This window comes from Falsiroseomonas selenitidurans (assembly GCF_012103215.1).
GTDB classification, from domain to species: domain Bacteria; phylum Pseudomonadota; class Alphaproteobacteria; order Acetobacterales; family Acetobacteraceae; genus Falsiroseomonas; species Falsiroseomonas selenitidurans.
Genome location: NZ_JAAVNE010000004.1, coordinates 12032 through 27351 on the forward strand (window position 1 = coordinate 12032; position 15320 = coordinate 27351).

Sequence of the window (15320 nt, forward strand, 5' to 3'; positions counted from 1 at the left end):
GTGTGGCCCGCCCCGGGCAAGGCGCCTGGGGCCGGGGCCTGCACGCATCCCGCCGGGAAAGGCCCGCCTCAATCGTCGCGGTGCACGCGCTCCATCCGCTCATGCCGCTCCTGCGCCTCGATCGACAGGGTGGCGATGGGGCGGGCTTCCAGGCGGCGCAGGCCGATCGGCTCGCCGGTCTCCTCGCAATAGCCGTAGGTGCCGTTCTCCACCCGCTCCAGCGCCTGGTCGATCTTGGCGATCAGCTTGCGGGCGCGGTCGCGGGTGCGCAGTTCCAGGGCGCGGTCGGTCTCCACGCTCGCCCGGTCGGTCAGGTCGGCCTCGATGATGCCGCCCTGGCCCATGGAGGTCAGGGTCTCACCCGCCTCGCGCAGCAGGTCGCCACGCCACTTCAGCAGCTTCTGGCGGAAATACTCCAACTGGAGCGGAGACATGAACTCTTCGTCGCCCGTCGGACGATAGTCCGGCGGCAAGGTCACCAGCATGGCAGGACTTCCCCAACCTCGGCCGCCCGTAGCCCGGCGCCCGGGCGGCGAAAGCGGCCGGACCATAGTGGCGGCCATGGGGCGGGTGCAAGGGCTCGTTTCGCCGCAAGTTCCTGATCTTCGCCCGCTTTTCAGTTTGATGAAGCATTCTGTGGCCGCCGGCGTACCAATTCCAGGCGCACCCGCAGCCGAAGCTCCGCCAGCAGACGGTCCAGCGCCGGCTCGAGCCCCGGCGCCACCCCCGCGGCCAATGCCTCCAGCCGCGCCAGCCGTGCCGGATCGCCGGCGGCACCGCGCAGCAGGTCCAGTTGCAGGCCACGCAATTCGTCCAGCGCCTGGGCGGCGCGGCGCCGGGCGCGCGCCTCCGGCGCTTCGGGCGGCGGGGCGGCGGCGCCTTCCTGCAGGGCGAGCAGCGCCCCCATCGGTGCCGCGGCGGCGAGGCCCGAGGCGCTTGCGGCCTCCGCCACCTCCTCCGGCAGCATGAAGCCGCCGGCACTGCGCCGGATGCGGCCCGGCACCACCCTTCCCGCCCCACCCACCGGCCCGACCGCCATGCCTGCATCTCCCTCCTGCCTCGGCGCTGCGAAGCCCCGGCACGCCCTGCCGCGCCGGCGGCAATCCCTGCCGCCCGGCGCCGCCAGCGGCAAAGCCTGCCGCCCTGGGCCGGCCCCCGCCCTGGCACGCGCCTTGCGGAACCTGGCCTGCGCCCCGCCCCCACCCTGGCGGCGGCGAGGAGGTCAGAGTGCCAAGCAAACCTTGCCCGAGGATGAGGATGCGCCGCCGCTTGCCAATGCTGGCCCTGCTGCCCGCCCTGCTGGCCGCCCTTCCGGCCGCCCTTCTGGCCGCCGGTCCGGCACTGGCGCAGGTCCGCATCAAGGACATCGCCGATGTCGAGGGGATGCGGGAAAACCAGCTGGTCGGCTACGGCCTGGTGGTCGGGCTGAACGGCACCGGCGACAAGCTGCGCAGCTCCGTCTTCACCCGCCAGTCGCTGATCGGCGTGCTGGAACGGCTGGGGGTGAACACGCGCGACCAGGAACGGCAGCTGGACACCCGCAACGTCGCCGCCGTGATGGTCACCGCCAACCTGCCCGCCTTCGCCCGCACCGGCAGCCGCATCGACATCAGCGTCTCCGCCCTGGGGGATGCCACCAACCTCACCGGCGGGATGCTGCTGGTCACCCCGCTGCTGGCCGCGGATGGGGAGGTCTATGCCGTGGCGCAGGGCCCCGTCGTCACCGGCGCCATTTCCGCCCGTGGCGCCGCCGGGTCCGTCACCCGCGGCGTGCCCACCGCCGGCCGCATCGCCAACGGCGCGACGGTGGAGCGCGAGGTGCCGTTCCGCTTCGCCAGCGGTGAACGCCTGCGCCTGTCGCTGCGCAACCCGGACCTGACCACGGCGCGGCGCATCGCGGCGGTCATCAATGGCAGCGCCGGCAGCAGCGTCGCCACCGCGACGGATCCGCGCACCGTCAGCATCGCGCTGGCGGGGCGGGACGCCATCGGCTTCCTGGCGCAGATCGAGCAGCTGCGGGTGACACCGGACCAGGTGGCGCGCGTGGTGATCGAGGAAGCCTCCGGCACCATCGTCATGGGCGCCAATGTGCGGCTTTCCACCGTCGCCATCGCCCAGGGCAACCTGACCATCCGCATCACGGAAACGCCGCAGGTGGTGCAGCCCAACGCGCTGGCCGGCGGGCAGACCGCCGTGGTGCCGCGCACCGGGATCGAGGTGGACGAACAGAATGAACGCCGCCTCGGCATCCTGCGCGGCGGCGTGACGCTGGAGGATCTGGTGCGCGGGCTGAACGGCCTGGGTGTCGGGCCGCGGGACATGATCACCATCCTGCAGACCATCAAGGCCGCCGGCGCGCTGCAGGCCGAGCTGGAGGTGCGCTGAGATGAGCCTCGCCCCGATCGCCGCCGCCGCCGCGGCCGGCCGCACCCCGAGCCCGGCGGCGCTGCGCCGCACGGCACAGGATTTCGAGGCCCAGGCGCTCGGCGCGCTGCTGCAGCCGATGTTCCAGGGCCTCGACACGAAGGGCCCCTTTGGCGGCGGTGCCGCCGAGGGCCAGTGGCGCCCCCTGCTGGTCGACGCCATCGCGCGCGACCTGGCACGCGGCAGCGGCCTCGGCATCGGCGATACGGTGCTGCGTGAAATGACGCGCCTGGCCGGTGCGCCGACCCACCCCAACCCGGAGACACCCACCCCATGATGCAACCCCTGATCGTCGCCGCGCAGCGCCTGACCGAGGCGCTGCGCGCGGAGAACGAGGCGCTGGCGCGGCTCGACCTGTCGGACGCCGCGCGGCTGGCCGGACCGAAGCAGCAGGCCTCGGACGCCTTCGCCGCCGCCTATGACGTCGTCAGCCGCACGGGCGGGCGAAACGGCAGCCGGGCGGAGGGCGCGGAGCGGGCGCGGGTAGAGGAGCTGGCGCTGCGGCTGCGCGACCTGGGGGCGGAGAATCGCCGCCTGCTGGAACGCGCCATCGACCTGCAGTCCCGCGTCATCGAGACCATCGCCGGCGCCAGCCGTCCGCGCGGCCCTGGCACCTATGGCGAGCGCGGCGCGAACCGGGAGGGCCGGCCGCGGCCGGTCTCGCTCACCGCCCGGGCCTGAAGCCGCCGCCCGATCGCCCGGGCCCCTGCCGGGCGGGATGAGCGGGCCTTGCCGGCCGGCGGAAGCGGGCCTTGCCGGCCGGGCCGGGCGGGCGCAGCCTGCCGCCCCGCATGCTCCGCCGCAACGCAACATTCCTGGTGATCGCCGCCCTGACCCTGTCCGCCGCCACGGCGGTCTGGCAGCTGCGCGGACAGGCGGCGGTGGTCCATGCGCTGCTGGCCACCTGGGACCTGCTGGTGGTGGTGCTGCCCTCGATCCTGGCCGGGCTGCTGCTGTCCGCCGCGCTGCGCCAGCTGGTCCCGCCCGGGGCGCTGGCACGCTGGATGGGCGCGGAATCCGGGCTGCGCGGCCTGCTGGTGGCCACCGCCGCCGGGATGGTGATGCCGGGCGGGCCGATGGCGGCCTTCCCGGTGGTGCTGGTGCTGGCCCAGGCCGGGGCGGATCGCGGCGCGCTGATCGCCTTCGTGCTCGCCTGGTCGCTGAACGGCTTCCAGCGCATCCTGGTCTGGGAACTGCCCATCCTGGGGCCGGATTTCGCGCTGCTGCGGCTGCTCTGCGGCCTGGTGCTGCCCTTGCTGGCCGGCCAGGCGGCGCGCTGGCTGCCGATCCGCTGGACGCCGGCGGATGCGCCCGGGCTGCAGGGGACGCGGCCGGGCCCGACGCCGCCCGAGCCGGGGCCGGGCGGGGGAATGCCGCGGTGAGCCTGGGCGTGGTCGCGCTCTGGGTCGTCGCGCTGGTGGCGCTCGGCCTCTGCTTCCGGCATGGCGGCGGCAAGGCCCGGCGGGCCGGGCAGGATGCGGGCCAGGCGCTGGCCAAGGTTCTGCCGGTGCTGCTGATGGCCCTGCCCATGGCCGCCTTCGTGGCGGAGCTGATTCCCGCCGGCTGGGCGGAACGCTGGCTGGGCCCGGATAGCGGCCTGGCGGGGATCGGCCTCGCCTCGCTGGCCGGCGGGCTGATGCCGGGCGGCCCCTTCGTCGCCTTTCCGCTGGTGCTGGGCTTCCTGAAGGCCGGCGCCGGGCCGTCGCAGATGGTGGCGCTGATCTCCGGCTGGGCCATCCTCGGCCTGCACCGGACCCTGGCGTGGGAACTGCCGATCCTGGGGGGGCGCTTCATCCTGCTGCGCCTGACGGCCAGCTTCGCCCTGCCGCTGCTGGCCGGGCTGCTGGCGGAACTTCTGTTGCCGCTGTTTCCCGGCATCCCGCTGCGCTGAGCCGCCCTGGCGCCGGCCGCAGGCGGCAGCGCCGCCGCGAAGGCTTCACGCGGCAGGGCCGTGATCCGGCCCCGGGTGCCGTTGCCGCAATTGCGCCGCTTCGGCATAGCATCCCACACCCATGCCCCACGCCATCGCCCCGGCCGACGCCGAAGACTGGACCGCCCTGCTGCGCGCCCGCCACCGGGGCGCGGCGCCGGAAGGCGCCTTCGGCGGCCTGTTCGACGCGCTGTTCGCCCCGCCCGCCGCCGCCGATGGCTGCATCGTGATCGGCCGGCTGGCGCAGACGCTGGATGGCCGCATCGCCTGCGCCAACGGTGCCAGCCAATGGATCGGCGGGCCCGGGGACATCCTGCACACGCATCGGCTGCGCGCGCTGTGCGACGTGGTGCTGGTCGGCGCCGGCACCGTGCATCACGACGATCCGCGGCTGACGACGCGGGAGGTGCCGGGCCCCAACCCCCTGCGCGTGGTGCTGGACCCGCAGCGCCGCCTGCCGGCCACGCACCGCGTCTTCACCGATGCCGCCGCCCCCACCCTGCTGGTCGCCGAAACCCCCGGCCCCGCCACGCATGGCCAGGCCGAGGTGCTGGTGGAAGCCACCCTGCCGGGCCTGCTGCGCAGGCTTGCCGCGCGCGGCCTGCGCCGCATCTTCGTCGAGGGCGGCGGCCGCACCGTCTCCGCCTTCCTGGCCGCCGGCTGCCTGGACCGGCTGCACCTGACGGTCGCGCCGATCATCCTCGGCTCCGGCATCCCCGCCTTCACCCTGCCGGCGGCGGGGCGCATCGACCAGGGGCTGCGCTTCGCCTGGACGCCGCACCGCATCGGCGCGGACATGCTGTTCGACATCGCGCTGCACCGCGCGCAACCCGGCATCTGCTGCGAAGGCCCCCCCGCATGAAGGCGCGCGCCTTGTGGATCACCGCCCCCTTCACGGCGGCATTGCGAGACCAGGCGCTGGACGTGCCCGGCCCCGACCAGGCGCTGGTGGTGACCACGGCCAGCGGCATCTCCCGCGGGACGGAGCGCCTCGTGTTCAGCGGCCGCGTGCCGGAAAGCCAGTGGCCGGCGATGCGCGCGCCGCTGCAATACGGCGACTTCCCCTTTCCCCTCTCCTATGGCTACGCCGCCGTCGGCACGGTGAAGGCGGGCCCCGCCGCCCTGCTGCATCGCCGCGTCTTCTGCCTGCACCCGCACCACGATGCCTTCGTGGCGCCGGCCGCCATGTGCCTCCCCCTCCCCGATTCGGTGCCGGACCGCCGCGCGGTGCTGGCCGCCAACATGGAAACCGCGGTGAACATCCTGTGGGATGCGCGGCCGCTGGTCGGCGAACGCGTGCTGGTGGTGGGCTGTGGCGTGGTCGGCCTGCTGGCCACCTTCCTGCTCGGCCGCATCCCGGGGCTGGACCTGCACGCGGTGGACCCCGATGCCGCCCGCGGCCCCATCGCGGAAAGCTTCGGCGCCCGCTTCTCCGCGCCCGAGGCGGCACCGGGCGAACGCGACCTGGTCATCCACGCCTCCGCCAGCGGCGAGGGGCTGCGCCTGGCGCTGGCGCGCTGCGGCTTCGAGGGCCGCGTGGTCGAGGCCTCCTGGTTCGGCGACCGCGTGGTGGAATTGCCGCTGGGCGAGGGCTTCCACGCGAAGCGGCTGGCGCTGGTCTCCACCCAGGTCGGCCAGGTCTCGCCCGCCATGCGTGGCCGGCGCAGCCATGGGGAGCGCCTGGCGCTGGCCCTGTCGCTGCTCGACGATGCGCGGCTGGACGCGCTGCTCGGCCCCGACACCGCATTTTCCGACCTGCCTGCGGCGCTGCCCTCCTTGCTCTCCCCCCCTTCCGGGGCACATCAGCCGCTCTGCCCCGTCGTCACCTATTGAATGAGAGTGAGCCCGCGCATGTTCAGCCTGACGGTCGTCGACCACATCATGATCGCGCATTCCTTCCGCGGCGCCGCCTTCGGCCCGGCGCAGCGGCTGCACGGCGCCACCTTCATCGTCGAGGCGGAATTCCGCGCGCCGCAACTCGATGACCTGCACCTGCTGGTCGATATCGGCCTGGCGAAGGATCATCTGCGCGCCATCCTCGCGCCGCTCGACTACCGCAACCTGGATGCGGAGGAAGCCTTCGCGGGCAAGAACACCACCACCGAGTATCTGTGCCTGCACATCCACGGCCTGCTGGCCCAGGCCTGCCGCGACGGCGTGCTGGGCGATGGCGGCCGCGCGGTGACCGGCCTGAAGATCCTGCTGCGCGAAAGCCATGTCGCCTGGGCCGCCTTCGAGGGGCCGGTCTGACCACGATGCGCATCGGCTTCCTCGTCCCCGCCCCCTTCGCCGCCATCAGCGGCGGCTATGGCTATGATCGCCGCCTGGTCGCCGGCCTGCGCGCGCTGGGGCATGCGGTGCAGGTGGTGGAACTGCCCGGCGTGCATCCGCTGCCCGATGCGGCGGCGACGGAAGGCGCCCGCGCCGCGCTGGAAGCCCTGCCCGCCGATGCGCGGCTGGTGATCGACGGGCTCGGCCTGCCCGCCTTCGCGCCGCTGCTGCAGGCGCTGGAAGCGCGCGGGGCGGTCGGCCTGATCCATCACCCGACGGCGCTGGAACATGGCCATCCGGGCGCGGTGCGGGACGCGCTGCGGGCGGCGGAACAGCACATCTTCCCGCGCCTGGCGCGGCTGGTGGCGACCAGCCACCTGACGGCGGCGCGCCTGGTGCCGGAATTCGGCGCCGATCCTGCGCGGATCGGGGTGGTGGAGCCGGGCACGGACCCGGCGCCGCGCAGCGCCGGCTCCGGCGGGCCGGGCTGCGCCATCCTGTCCATCGGCACGCTGGTGCCGCGCAAGGGGCATGACGTGCTGCTGCGCGCGCTCGCCATGGTGCCGGACCTGGACTGGCGGCTGACCATCGCCGGCGCGCCGCGTGACAAGGTGCATGCCGACGGGCTGCTGGCGCTGGCCGAGGAACTGGGCCTCGCCACGCGCATCATCTTCGCGGGGGAGGTCGACCAGCCGACGCTGGAGACGCTGTGGAGCGGCACCGACCTGTTCGCGCTGGCCACCCATTGGGAAGGCTACGGCATGGCGGCGGCGGAAGCGCTGGCGCGCGGCGTGCCGGTGGCGATCACCGCCGGCGGCGCCATCGCCGATGTGGTGCCGGTGGAAGCCGGCGTGGTGGCGCCGCCGGGCAACCATGTCTCGCTCGGCAAGGCGATCCGCCGCGCCATCTTCGACACCGATCTGCGCGCGGAAATGGCCGCGGCCGCTTGGGAAGCCGGCCAGCGCCTGCCGCGCTGGGACGACCGCGCGGCCGCCTTCGTGGCGGAACTCGACAGGGCGGCGGGCTGAGATGGCGGAAAGCTTCGATGGCGACTGGCTGGCGCTGCGCGAGCCGCATGACGCCGCGGCGCGCGACCAGGGCCTGGCGGCGCTGCTGGCGGCGGCACTGCCGGCCCGGCCGCGCGTCCTCGACCTCGGCGCCGGCACCGGCTCCCTGCTGCGCTGGCTGGCGCCGCTGATCGGCCGCGCCCAGGCCTGGACGCTGGTCGATGCGGATGGGCTGCTGCTGCGCCGCGCCTTCGCCGAGACCGAGGATTTCGCGGACGCCTTCGACTGGCCCGCCACCTATGCCACCCGCAAGACGCTGCTGGTGCACGCGCCGGGCGGCGCCTGGCGGGTGGAGGGGCTGGTCGCCGATTTGCGCGATGCCCCGCGCGGCCTGCCGCTGGAGCAGGTGGATGCGGTGGTGAACACGGCGCTGTGCGACCTGGTCTCGGCCGATTGGGTGGCCCGCATCGCGGCGGCCTGCGCCGCCCGCCGCCTGCCCTTCTACGCCGCCCTGAACGTGACGGGGCGGGAGCGGTTCACCCCGCCGCACCGCGGCGATGCGCTGGTGGCCCGCGGCTTCACCCGCGACCAGAACCGCGACAAGGGGTTCGGCGGCATCGCGCTGGGCGCCCGCGCGCCGGCGGCCATCGCGGCAGCCTTCGCCGCGCAGGGCTACACCGTGCACCGCGCCCCCAGCGACTGGCGCATCCCGCGCCAGGATGCGGAGATGGTGGCGCAGCTGGCCAGCGGCCATGCCCGCGCCGCGATGGGCCAGTTGCGACGCGAGCGGTCCCGCATCCTCGACTGGGCGATGGACCGCCGCGCCCAGGCCGGGCTGATGCAGCTTGCCGCCCGCATCGGCCATGCCGACCTGCTCTGCCTGCCGCCCAAGGAATGACGAAGATGCCCCTGCTGCTCGGCTGCATCGCCGACGACTTCACCGGCGCCACCGACCTCGCCTCCATGCTGGTCAAGCACGGCATGGCGACGGTGCAGGTGATCGGCGTGCCCGACGATGGCGTGCTGCCGGAGGCCGATGCCGTCGTCATCGCGCTGAAATCGCGCACCACCCCGGCCGGAGAGGCGGTCGCGGAAAGCCTGGCGGCGGCGGAGGTGCTGCTGGCCGCCGGCGCGCGGCAGCTGTTCTTCAAATACTGCTCCACCTTCGACAGCACCGATGCGGGCAATATCGGCCCGGTGGCGGATGCGCTGCTGAAGCGCCTGGGTGCCGGCTTCGCGCTGGCCTGCCCCGCCTTCCCGGCCAATGGCCGCAGCCTCTACCAGGGCCATCTGTTCGCGGGGACGCATCTGCTGAACGAGAGCGGGATGGAAAACCACCCGCTGACGCCGATGCGCGATGCGAATCTGGTGCGCGTGCTCAGCCGGCAGACGGAAGGATCCGTCGGCCTGGTACCCTTCTCCGTCGTGGAACAGGGCGCGCATGCCATCCGCGACGCGATGACCCGCATGGCCGAGGGCGGGCGGCGCTATGCCATCGTCGATGCGGTGACCAACGCGCATCTGGTCGCGATCGGGGAGGCCGCGGCGAAGCATCCGCTGATCACCGGCGGGTCCGGCATCGCCATGGGCCTGCCGGCGAATTTCCGGGCCCAGGGCCTGCTGCCGGAACGCCCGGACGCGGCCGTGCTGCCGCCGGCGCAGGGGCTGTGCGCCGTGGTGGCGGGAAGCTGCTCGCGCGCCACGCTGGGCCAGATCGGCTTCGCCCGCGACCATGCGCCGGTGCTGGAGCTGGACGCGCTGGCCACGCCGGACGCCGCCGCGCTGGCGGCGCAGGCCCTGGCCTGGAGCGAGGGGAAGCTTTCCGCCGCGCAGCCCCTCGTCATCGCCGCCAGCGCCGCGCCGGAGAAGGTGGCCGCGCTGCAGGCCAGGCTTGGCCGCGAGGCCGCCGGCGCGCTGGTGGAACAGGCGCTGGCCGCCGTGGCGCAGGGGCTTGTCGCGCGCGGCGTCGGGCGGCTGGTGGTGGCGGGCGGCGAGACCTCCGGCGCCGTCGTCTCCGCCCTCGGCGTGCGGACGCTGCGCATCGGCGCGGAGATCGACCCGGGCGTGCCCTGGACCTATGCGGAGCCCGCGAACATCCATCTGGCGCTGAAATCCGGCAATTTCGGCGGGCGCGACTTCTTCCTGAAGGCGTTCCAGCATGTCTGAGGCCGCGGCGCGGGCGCAGCTCGTCGAACTCGGCCGGAGCCTGTTCGATCGTGGCTACAGCGTCGGCACCGCGGGCAACATCAGCGTGCGCCTCGCGGATGGCTACCTGATGACGCCGACCAATTCCTGCCTCGGCCGGCTGGACGCGGCGCGGATCAGCAGGCTCGGCCCGGATTGGGCGCACCAATCCGGCGACAAGCCGTCGAAGGAGGTGTTCCTGCATCGCGCCGTGCTGCAGGCGCGGCCGGAGGCGGGCGCCGTGGTGCATCTGCACAGCACCCACGCCACCGCGATCGCCTGCCTGGCGCCGGAGGGCGGCGATGCGGAGATCCCGCCGCTGACGCCCTATTTCGTGATGCGCATCGGCCGCCGGCTGCCCTGCGTGCCCTATTACCGCCCGGGCGACGCGGCGATGGAGCCCGCGGTGCACGCGGCCGCGCTGGCCGCCAAGGCGCTGCTGCTGGCGAATCACGGCCCGGTGGTCTCCGGCGCCACGCTGGCCGATGCGGTGCATGCGGCGGAGGAGTTGGAGGAAGCGGCGCGGCTGGCGCTGCTGCTGCGCGGCGTGCCGGGCCTCAGGGCGCTGAACGCGGCGCAGGTGGATGACCTGCTGCGCCAATTCGGCTGAAGGGTCCGGCCGGTCGGCCACGCGACGGCGCCGCGGGACTCAGAGCGAGGCGCCGGGGTCCAACCGGATGACGTAGCTGCGCCAGTCGGTGCGGCTGGCGATGCGCTCATACAGCGCGATCGCCGCTGCATCGCCTTCCGGCACGATCCAGCGCAGGTGGCTCCAGCCCCGGGCGCGGCCTTCCGCCAGCGCCGCATCGATCAACGCGCGCGCCACGCCGCGGCCGCGATGGCCGGGATGCACGAACAGATCGTCCAGATTGCCGCAGCGCCGGGCGAAGACGATCTCCGGCAGGTCGAACAGGATGGCGAAGCCGATGGGCGCCCCCGCCGCATCCTCCGCCAGCAGCACCTCCGCCGCCGGATGCGCCGCCAGCAGCGCCGCCTGATCCTCCGGCGTGGCGATGGCGGCACCGGCGAGCACGCCACGCATCTCTGCCGCATAGAGGGCCAGCAGCGGCGCCAGGCGGTGCCGCTGGTCGCGTGGCAGGGGGTGGATGCGGGGCGGCATGGGTCAGGGGCGCGAAGGGCGCCGCCCGCAGGCGACGCCCTTCAGCGCAGGAAGGCGGTGGCTCAGGAAGCCGCCTCGGGGGTCGGCGTCGTCGCGGGCGCCTCGGCCGCGGCGGCGGCGGTGGCCGCGGCCTTGCGCGCGGCGCGCGTGGCCGCGCCCTTCTTCGCGGCTTCCGAGCGCGCGGCGGTCGCGGCCTTGGCGGCGGCGGTCGGCGAGGGCTTGCGCGGCGCGGCGGCCTTCTTCGGCGCTGCAGCCTTGGCGGCGGGCTTCTTCGCGGCAGCGGCCTTCCTCGGCGCGGCGGCCTTGGCGGCGGGCTTCTTCGCCGCAGCCGCCTTCTTCGGCGCGGCGGCCTTCTTCGGCGCGGCCTTCTTCACGGCAGCCGCCTTCTTCGGCGCGGCGGCCTTGGCGGCGGGCTTCTTCGCAGCGGCAGCCTTCTTCGGCGCAGCCGCCTTCTTCGGTGCGGCGGCCTTGGCGGCGGGCTTCTTCGCGGCAGCGGCCTTCTTCGGCGCGGCGGCCTTGGCGGCGGGCTTCTTCGCAGCGGCAGCCTTCTTCGGCGCAGCAGCCTTCTTCGGCGCGGCGGCCTTGGCGGCGGGCTTCTTCGCGGCGGCGGCCTTCTTCGGCGCAGCCTTCTTCGGCGCGGCAGCCTTCTTCGGCGCCGCCGCCTTCTTCGCGGCAGCCGGCTTGGCGGCGGGCTTCTTCGCGGCCGGCTTCTTCGCCGTCTTGCGGGCGGCGGCCATCGCCATGGGCTGGGCGCGGGTCGCGGTCTCGTCCGGCGCGATCTTGTCGTTGCTGTCGGTCATGGTGGTCAGGGTCTCCGCTCGGTTCCGTTGCGTGGTGTTTCGTTGGTGCTGGCGGGGCTGCCCGGCTTGCGCCGCGCCGCACCCAGAAACCAGGTCGGAACGTGCGGTTCCGCGGACGGTGCGATTCCCTCCTCGCGCCCGGCCGCTGCAGCCGCTGCTCCATTCGCGCCGGCGCCTGTGGGATGCGTGCGCGAAGCGGCGTCTCGCCGCCTCGCGTTGCGCGCGGCGTGATGCCGCGCGGCGCTGTCCCCGGCCACTCTCCCGCCGCGTCGCACCGCCCCGGCGCAGCCCTGCGGCGGCGCCCTTCCGGTGTGAAGCGGCGGTGCGGGGCGTGGCGTGCGCTGCACGATCTCCTGCCCCACGAGCCTGCGGTCCATGGACCGATCCTTCCTGCTGCGCGCCTCGTCTTCGTGCTGCGCAGCATCCTCGGCAACCGGAGCATGGTGGGGAATCCGGCAGGCGAGGCGCCGCGCGAATCGCGTCAAGCGATGCGTGCATCGTCACGCTATCCGTGTGTGCATCCTGCCTGTCAAACGGAATCGCATCCAACGCGTGCACGCTTGTGCAAGCGCTGTGCAGGACGCGCCAGCGAACGCCGTGAAGGGCACGTCGCCACGGCGTGCCGAAGGGATGCCGTGAAATTCTTAAAGCGCCTGCCCGCAACAGCGTGCGGCGGCACGGCCGCGCCGGCGAACCGGCGCGGCCTTCAGGCTTCAGCCGCGCGCGGCAATCGGCGGCACCGGGCGCTGTTCCGGGCCCGTGTAGTGCGACAGCGGGCGGATCAGCCGGTTGTCCGCCGCCTGCTCGAACACATGCGCCGCCCAGCCGGTGATGCGGGAGCAAACGAAGATCGGCGTGAACAGCGGGATGTCGAAGCCCATCAGGTAGTAGGCGGGGCCTGCCGGGAAATCGAGGTTCGGGTGGATGTTCTTCACCCGCAGCATCTTCGCCGCCAGCACGCGGCTGGTCTCCATCCAGCGGCGATCGCCAACAACTTCCGCCATCTTCTCGGCGTATTTCGTCATGGTGGGCACGCGCGAGTCACCGCTCTTGTAGACACGGTGGCCGAAGCCCATCACCAGCGCCCGGTGGTCGAACTTGCCTTCCAGCCAGTCCTCCGCCGCTTCCGGGCTGCCCACTTCCTTCAGCATGTGCATCACCGCCTCGTTCGCCCCGCCATGCAGCGGGCCCTTCAGGGCGGCGATGCCGGCGGTGATGGCGCCGTGGATATCGGCGCCGGTGGAGGTGACGGTGCGCGCGGTGAAGGTGGAGGCGTTGAAGGTGTGCTCCGCATACAGGATCATCGAGACGTCGAAGGACTTGATGACCTCCGGCTGCGGCACCTTGCCGAAGACGAGGTGGAAGAAGTTCTCGCACCAGGGCAGCGCCGGGTCGGGTGCGATCGGCTCCAGCCCCTTGGCGAGGCGGTGCGCGGCGGCCACCGCCGTCGGTGCCTTGGCCAGCAGCCGCATCGCCTTGCGGCGCTGCGCGGCGTCGGAGACATCGCCGGCCTCCGGATCCTCCATCCCCATGAAGGAGATGGCGGTGCGGATCGCGTCCATCGGGTGCGCGTCCTTCGGGAAGTCCCGCAGCACGCGCAGCAGGGCGGGCGACAGCGCGCGGTTGGCGCGTTCCTCCGCCTGGAAGGCGGCCAGCTGGGCCGCGCTCGGCAGTTCGCCGTGCCACAGCAGGTAGGCCACCTGCTCGAAGTCGGTCTCCTCGCACAGGTCCTGCACGGCATAGCCGCGATAGGTCAGGCTGTTGGTCTCCGGCATCACCTTGGAGACGGCGGAGACATCGGCGTAGACGCCGACGAGGCCCTTGTAGAGGGTGGGCGTGGTGTCGCTCATGACGGGTCAACTCCCCAGTTGCGTCGATGATCCCCCACCGGCCCTCGCCTTGCTCGGGCACCCTCCCCCGCGGCGCGGGAGAGGGTCGCGGTGGGGGTTTGGACCTTCGGTCAGAAGATGCCCGGCTTCGCCTCCTCCAGCGTGCCCGCCGGCAGCGCCACGTTCAGGCCGGGCAGCTGCTCCGCCGTCAGCTTCGGCAGGTCCTGCACCAGCTCCAGGAAGCGGTTCTGCTCCCGCGTCGTGATGATGCCGTCGGTCAGGGTGCGGAACTTGTGGATGTACTGCTCCCGCCCGAAGGGCCGGGCGCCGTTCGGGTGGGCGTTGGCCACGCCGAGCTCATCGACCAGCTTCGAGCCATCCTTCATCAGGATTTCCACGCGCCCGCCGAAGGCCAGCACCTCGGGGTCCCGCGAGTGGTACTTCGCGGTCCATGCCGGGTCTTCCGTGGTCTCGATCTTGTGCCACAGCCGCACCGTGTCGGCGCGCCCGGCACGCTTCGGCGCGTAGCTGTCCACATGGTGCCAGCGCCCGTCCTGCAGGGCGACGGCGAAGATGTACATGATGGAGTGGTCCAGCGTCTCCCGGCTCGCCTTCGGGTCCATCTTCTGCGGGTCGTTGGCGCCGGTGCCGATCACGTAGTGGGTGTGATGGCTGGTGTGGATGATGATCTTGGCGATCGCCTCCATGTCGGCGATCTGCTCGCGCATGCGGAAGGCGAGGTCGATCAGTGCCTGGGACTGGTACTCCGCGCTGTGCTCCTTGGTGTAGCTGTCCAGGATGGCGCGCTTGGGCTCGCCGGCCTCGGGCAGCGGCACCTCGTAGTACACCGGCTCGAACACGGTCTTGCGACCCTTGCTGTCGGCCTGTGTGCGGCCCGACAGCACCCAGGCGATGACGCTGTCCTCGCCTTCATAGATCGGGCTGGGCGCGCCTTCGCCCCGCATGCAGCGGTCCACCGCTTCCACCGCCAGCTTGCCCGCATGCGCCGGAGCATAGGCCTTCCAGGACGAGATCTCGCCCTTCCGCGACTGGCGGAAGCTGACGGAGGTGTGGAGGGCCTGCTGAATCGATTGAAAGACCACCTCCTGCTTCAGGCCGAGCAGCGTGCCGATGCCGGCGGCCGCCGCCGGGCAGAGATGCGCGATGTGGTCCACGCGATGCTCGTGCAGGCAGATCGCCCGCACCAGGTCGATGTGCAGCTCATAGGCCGTGGCCAGGCCGCGAACCAGCTCCTTGCCGCTGCGCCCCATCGCCTGGGCGACGGCCAGCACCGGGGGGATGTTGTCGCCGGGGTGCGAATAATCGGCGGCGAGGAAGGTGTCGTGCATGTCGAGCTCGCGCACCGCCGTGCCGTTCGCCCAGGCCGCCCATTCGGGGGAGACGGTGGCGCCGGACTTCACGCCGAACACCGTGGCGCCGCCGGCCTTCTTCGCATGGCCCAGCGCCATGCCGCGGGCGGAGACGACGGGACGGCGGTTGATGGCGGCAATCGCCACGCTGGCATTGTCGATGATCCGGTTGATGATCATCGCCGTGGTGTCCTTCGGCACCGCCACCTTGTCGGTGGCGACGCCGGCCATCTTCCAGGCCAGCTGGTCCTCGCGCTTCAGCAGCGCCTTCGAAGGGTGGACCTTCACGGGGTGCATCTTCATTCGTGTCTTCCTCAGATCTGCCGTGGCCACGGAGCCTGCGACTTGTGGCGCGCCGGCGTTTCATCGTCCATTCCGATTGGTG

At 73.1% G+C, this 15320-nt stretch carries 18 protein-coding genes; 12 read left to right on the top strand and 6 right to left on the bottom strand.

Annotated elements, in window-relative coordinates:
* Positions 1-68: 68 nt before the first annotated feature.
* A complete protein-coding gene (gene dksA / locus HEQ75_RS03750) occupies positions 69-482 on the bottom strand; it encodes an RNA polymerase-binding protein DksA (protein WP_209318343.1) in 414 nt (137 codons plus the stop codon).
* Positions 483-616: 134 nt separating this feature from the next.
* Positions 617-1039, bottom strand: a complete 423-nt coding sequence (locus tag HEQ75_RS03755; protein ID WP_168027595.1) for a flagellar assembly protein FliX — start codon at positions 1037-1039, stop codon at positions 617-619.
* Positions 1040-1275: 236 nt separating this feature from the next.
* Here HEQ75_RS03755 and HEQ75_RS03760 point away from each other — a divergent pair, with 236 nt between their 5' ends.
* The 12 genes from HEQ75_RS03760 to otnC all read left to right on the top strand — a co-directional run bounded on the left by HEQ75_RS03760 (position 1276) and on the right by otnC (position 10426).
* Positions 1276-2385, top strand: coding sequence for a flagellar basal body P-ring protein FlgI (locus HEQ75_RS03760; RefSeq protein ID WP_235961256.1), 1110 nt, complete (start codon positions 1276-1278; stop codon positions 2383-2385).
* A gap of 1 nt (position 2386) precedes the next feature.
* Complete coding sequence (locus tag HEQ75_RS03765; RefSeq protein ID WP_168027597.1) at positions 2387-2701, top strand: rod-binding protein; 315 nt, start codon at positions 2387-2389, stop codon at positions 2699-2701.
* Complete coding sequence (locus tag HEQ75_RS03770; protein WP_168027598.1) at positions 2698-3105, top strand: flagellar protein FlgN; 408 nt, start codon at positions 2698-2700, stop codon at positions 3103-3105. The genes HEQ75_RS03765 and HEQ75_RS03770 overlap by 4 nt, the downstream gene beginning before the upstream one ends.
* Positions 3106-3215: 110 nt before the next feature.
* Positions 3216-3806: a permease gene (locus tag HEQ75_RS03775; RefSeq protein ID WP_168027599.1), complete on the top strand. Its 591-nt coding sequence runs from the start codon at positions 3216-3218 to the stop codon at positions 3804-3806.
* Positions 3803-4315: a hypothetical protein gene (locus tag HEQ75_RS03780; protein WP_209318325.1), complete on the top strand. Its 513-nt coding sequence runs from the start codon at positions 3803-3805 to the stop codon at positions 4313-4315. The genes HEQ75_RS03775 and HEQ75_RS03780 overlap by 4 nt, the downstream gene beginning before the upstream one ends.
* 121 nt (positions 4316-4436) lie before the next feature.
* A complete protein-coding gene (locus tag HEQ75_RS03785; protein WP_168027600.1) occupies positions 4437-5216 on the top strand; it encodes a RibD family protein in 780 nt (259 codons plus the stop codon).
* Positions 5213-6187 carry a zinc-dependent alcohol dehydrogenase gene (locus HEQ75_RS03790; protein ID WP_168027601.1) on the top strand — a complete coding sequence of 325 codons (975 nt, stop codon included), beginning with the start codon at positions 5213-5215 and terminating at the stop codon, positions 6185-6187. The genes HEQ75_RS03785 and HEQ75_RS03790 overlap by 4 nt, the downstream gene beginning before the upstream one ends.
* Before the next feature lie 18 nt (positions 6188-6205).
* On the top strand, positions 6206-6604 hold the full coding sequence (locus HEQ75_RS03795; RefSeq protein ID WP_168027602.1) for a 6-pyruvoyl trahydropterin synthase family protein: 399 nt from the start codon (positions 6206-6208) through the stop codon (positions 6602-6604).
* A 5-nt stretch (positions 6605-6609) separates the two neighbouring features.
* On the top strand, positions 6610-7653 hold the full coding sequence (locus HEQ75_RS03800; RefSeq protein ID WP_168027603.1) for a glycosyltransferase family 4 protein: 1044 nt from the start codon (positions 6610-6612) through the stop codon (positions 7651-7653).
* A gap of 1 nt (position 7654) precedes the next feature.
* Entirely contained in the window at positions 7655-8530 is an 876-nt protein-coding gene (locus tag HEQ75_RS03805) for a class I SAM-dependent methyltransferase (RefSeq protein WP_168027604.1), read from the top strand.
* Complete coding sequence (otnK, locus tag HEQ75_RS03810; RefSeq protein ID WP_328733405.1) at positions 8527-9798, top strand: 3-oxo-tetronate kinase; 1272 nt, start codon at positions 8527-8529, stop codon at positions 9796-9798. Before HEQ75_RS03805 ends, otnK begins: the two co-directional genes overlap by 4 nt.
* Positions 9791-10426: a 3-oxo-tetronate 4-phosphate decarboxylase gene (gene otnC / locus HEQ75_RS03815; protein WP_168027605.1), complete on the top strand. Its 636-nt coding sequence runs from the start codon at positions 9791-9793 to the stop codon at positions 10424-10426. Before otnK ends, otnC begins: the two co-directional genes overlap by 8 nt.
* A 39-nt stretch (positions 10427-10465) precedes the next feature.
* Here otnC and HEQ75_RS03820 read toward each other — a convergent pair whose 3' ends face one another.
* The 4 genes from HEQ75_RS03820 to HEQ75_RS03835 form a co-directional block, all read right to left on the bottom strand.
* Positions 10466-10936: a GNAT family N-acetyltransferase gene (locus HEQ75_RS03820; protein WP_168027606.1), complete on the bottom strand. Its 471-nt coding sequence runs from the start codon at positions 10934-10936 to the stop codon at positions 10466-10468.
* Between the two features lie 62 nt (positions 10937-10998).
* Positions 10999-11679 (bottom strand): hypothetical protein, encoded by a 681-nt coding sequence (locus HEQ75_RS03825; protein ID WP_209318326.1) that lies wholly within the window; start codon positions 11677-11679, stop codon positions 10999-11001.
* 770 nt (positions 11680-12449) lie between these two features.
* The gene (locus tag HEQ75_RS03830) at positions 12450-13586 is read right to left on the bottom strand and encodes a bifunctional 2-methylcitrate synthase/citrate synthase (RefSeq protein WP_168027607.1); all 1137 of its coding nucleotides are present in this window, start codon (positions 13584-13586) and stop codon (positions 12450-12452) included.
* A gap of 110 nt (positions 13587-13696) precedes the next feature.
* Complete coding sequence (locus tag HEQ75_RS03835; protein ID WP_168027608.1) at positions 13697-15238, bottom strand: MmgE/PrpD family protein; 1542 nt, start codon at positions 15236-15238, stop codon at positions 13697-13699.
* Positions 15239-15320 lie beyond the last annotated feature (82 nt).

Coding starts and splice junctions, on each gene's coding strand:
- HEQ75_RS03755 (WP_168027595.1), bottom strand. CDS start 1,039: ATGGCGGTCGGGCCGGTGGGTGGGGCGGGAAGGGTGGTGCCGGGCCGC.
- HEQ75_RS03760 (WP_235961256.1), top strand. CDS start 1,276: ATGCTGGCCCTGCTGCCCGCCCTGCTGGCCGCCCTTCCGGCCGCCCTT.
- HEQ75_RS03765 (WP_168027597.1), top strand. CDS start 2,387: ATGAGCCTCGCCCCGATCGCCGCCGCCGCCGCGGCCGGCCGCACCCCG.
- HEQ75_RS03770 (WP_168027598.1), top strand. CDS start 2,698: ATGATGCAACCCCTGATCGTCGCCGCGCAGCGCCTGACCGAGGCGCTG.
- HEQ75_RS03775 (WP_168027599.1), top strand. CDS start 3,216: ATGCTCCGCCGCAACGCAACATTCCTGGTGATCGCCGCCCTGACCCTG.
- HEQ75_RS03785 (WP_168027600.1), top strand. CDS start 4,437: ATGCCCCACGCCATCGCCCCGGCCGACGCCGAAGACTGGACCGCCCTG.
- HEQ75_RS03790 (WP_168027601.1), top strand. CDS start 5,213: ATGAAGGCGCGCGCCTTGTGGATCACCGCCCCCTTCACGGCGGCATTG.
- HEQ75_RS03795 (WP_168027602.1), top strand. CDS start 6,206: ATGTTCAGCCTGACGGTCGTCGACCACATCATGATCGCGCATTCCTTC.
- HEQ75_RS03800 (WP_168027603.1), top strand. CDS start 6,610: ATGCGCATCGGCTTCCTCGTCCCCGCCCCCTTCGCCGCCATCAGCGGC.
- HEQ75_RS03805 (WP_168027604.1), top strand. CDS start 7,655: ATGGCGGAAAGCTTCGATGGCGACTGGCTGGCGCTGCGCGAGCCGCAT.
- otnK (WP_328733405.1), top strand. CDS start 8,527: ATGACGAAGATGCCCCTGCTGCTCGGCTGCATCGCCGACGACTTCACC.
- otnC (WP_168027605.1), top strand. CDS start 9,791: ATGTCTGAGGCCGCGGCGCGGGCGCAGCTCGTCGAACTCGGCCGGAGC.
- HEQ75_RS03820 (WP_168027606.1), bottom strand. CDS start 10,936: ATGCCGCCCCGCATCCACCCCCTGCCACGCGACCAGCGGCACCGCCTG.
- HEQ75_RS03825 (WP_209318326.1), bottom strand. CDS start 11,679: ATGGCGATGGCCGCCGCCCGCAAGACGGCGAAGAAGCCGGCCGCGAAG.
- HEQ75_RS03830 (WP_168027607.1), bottom strand. CDS start 13,586: ATGAGCGACACCACGCCCACCCTCTACAAGGGCCTCGTCGGCGTCTAC.
- HEQ75_RS03835 (WP_168027608.1), bottom strand. CDS start 15,238: ATGAAGATGCACCCCGTGAAGGTCCACCCTTCGAAGGCGCTGCTGAAG.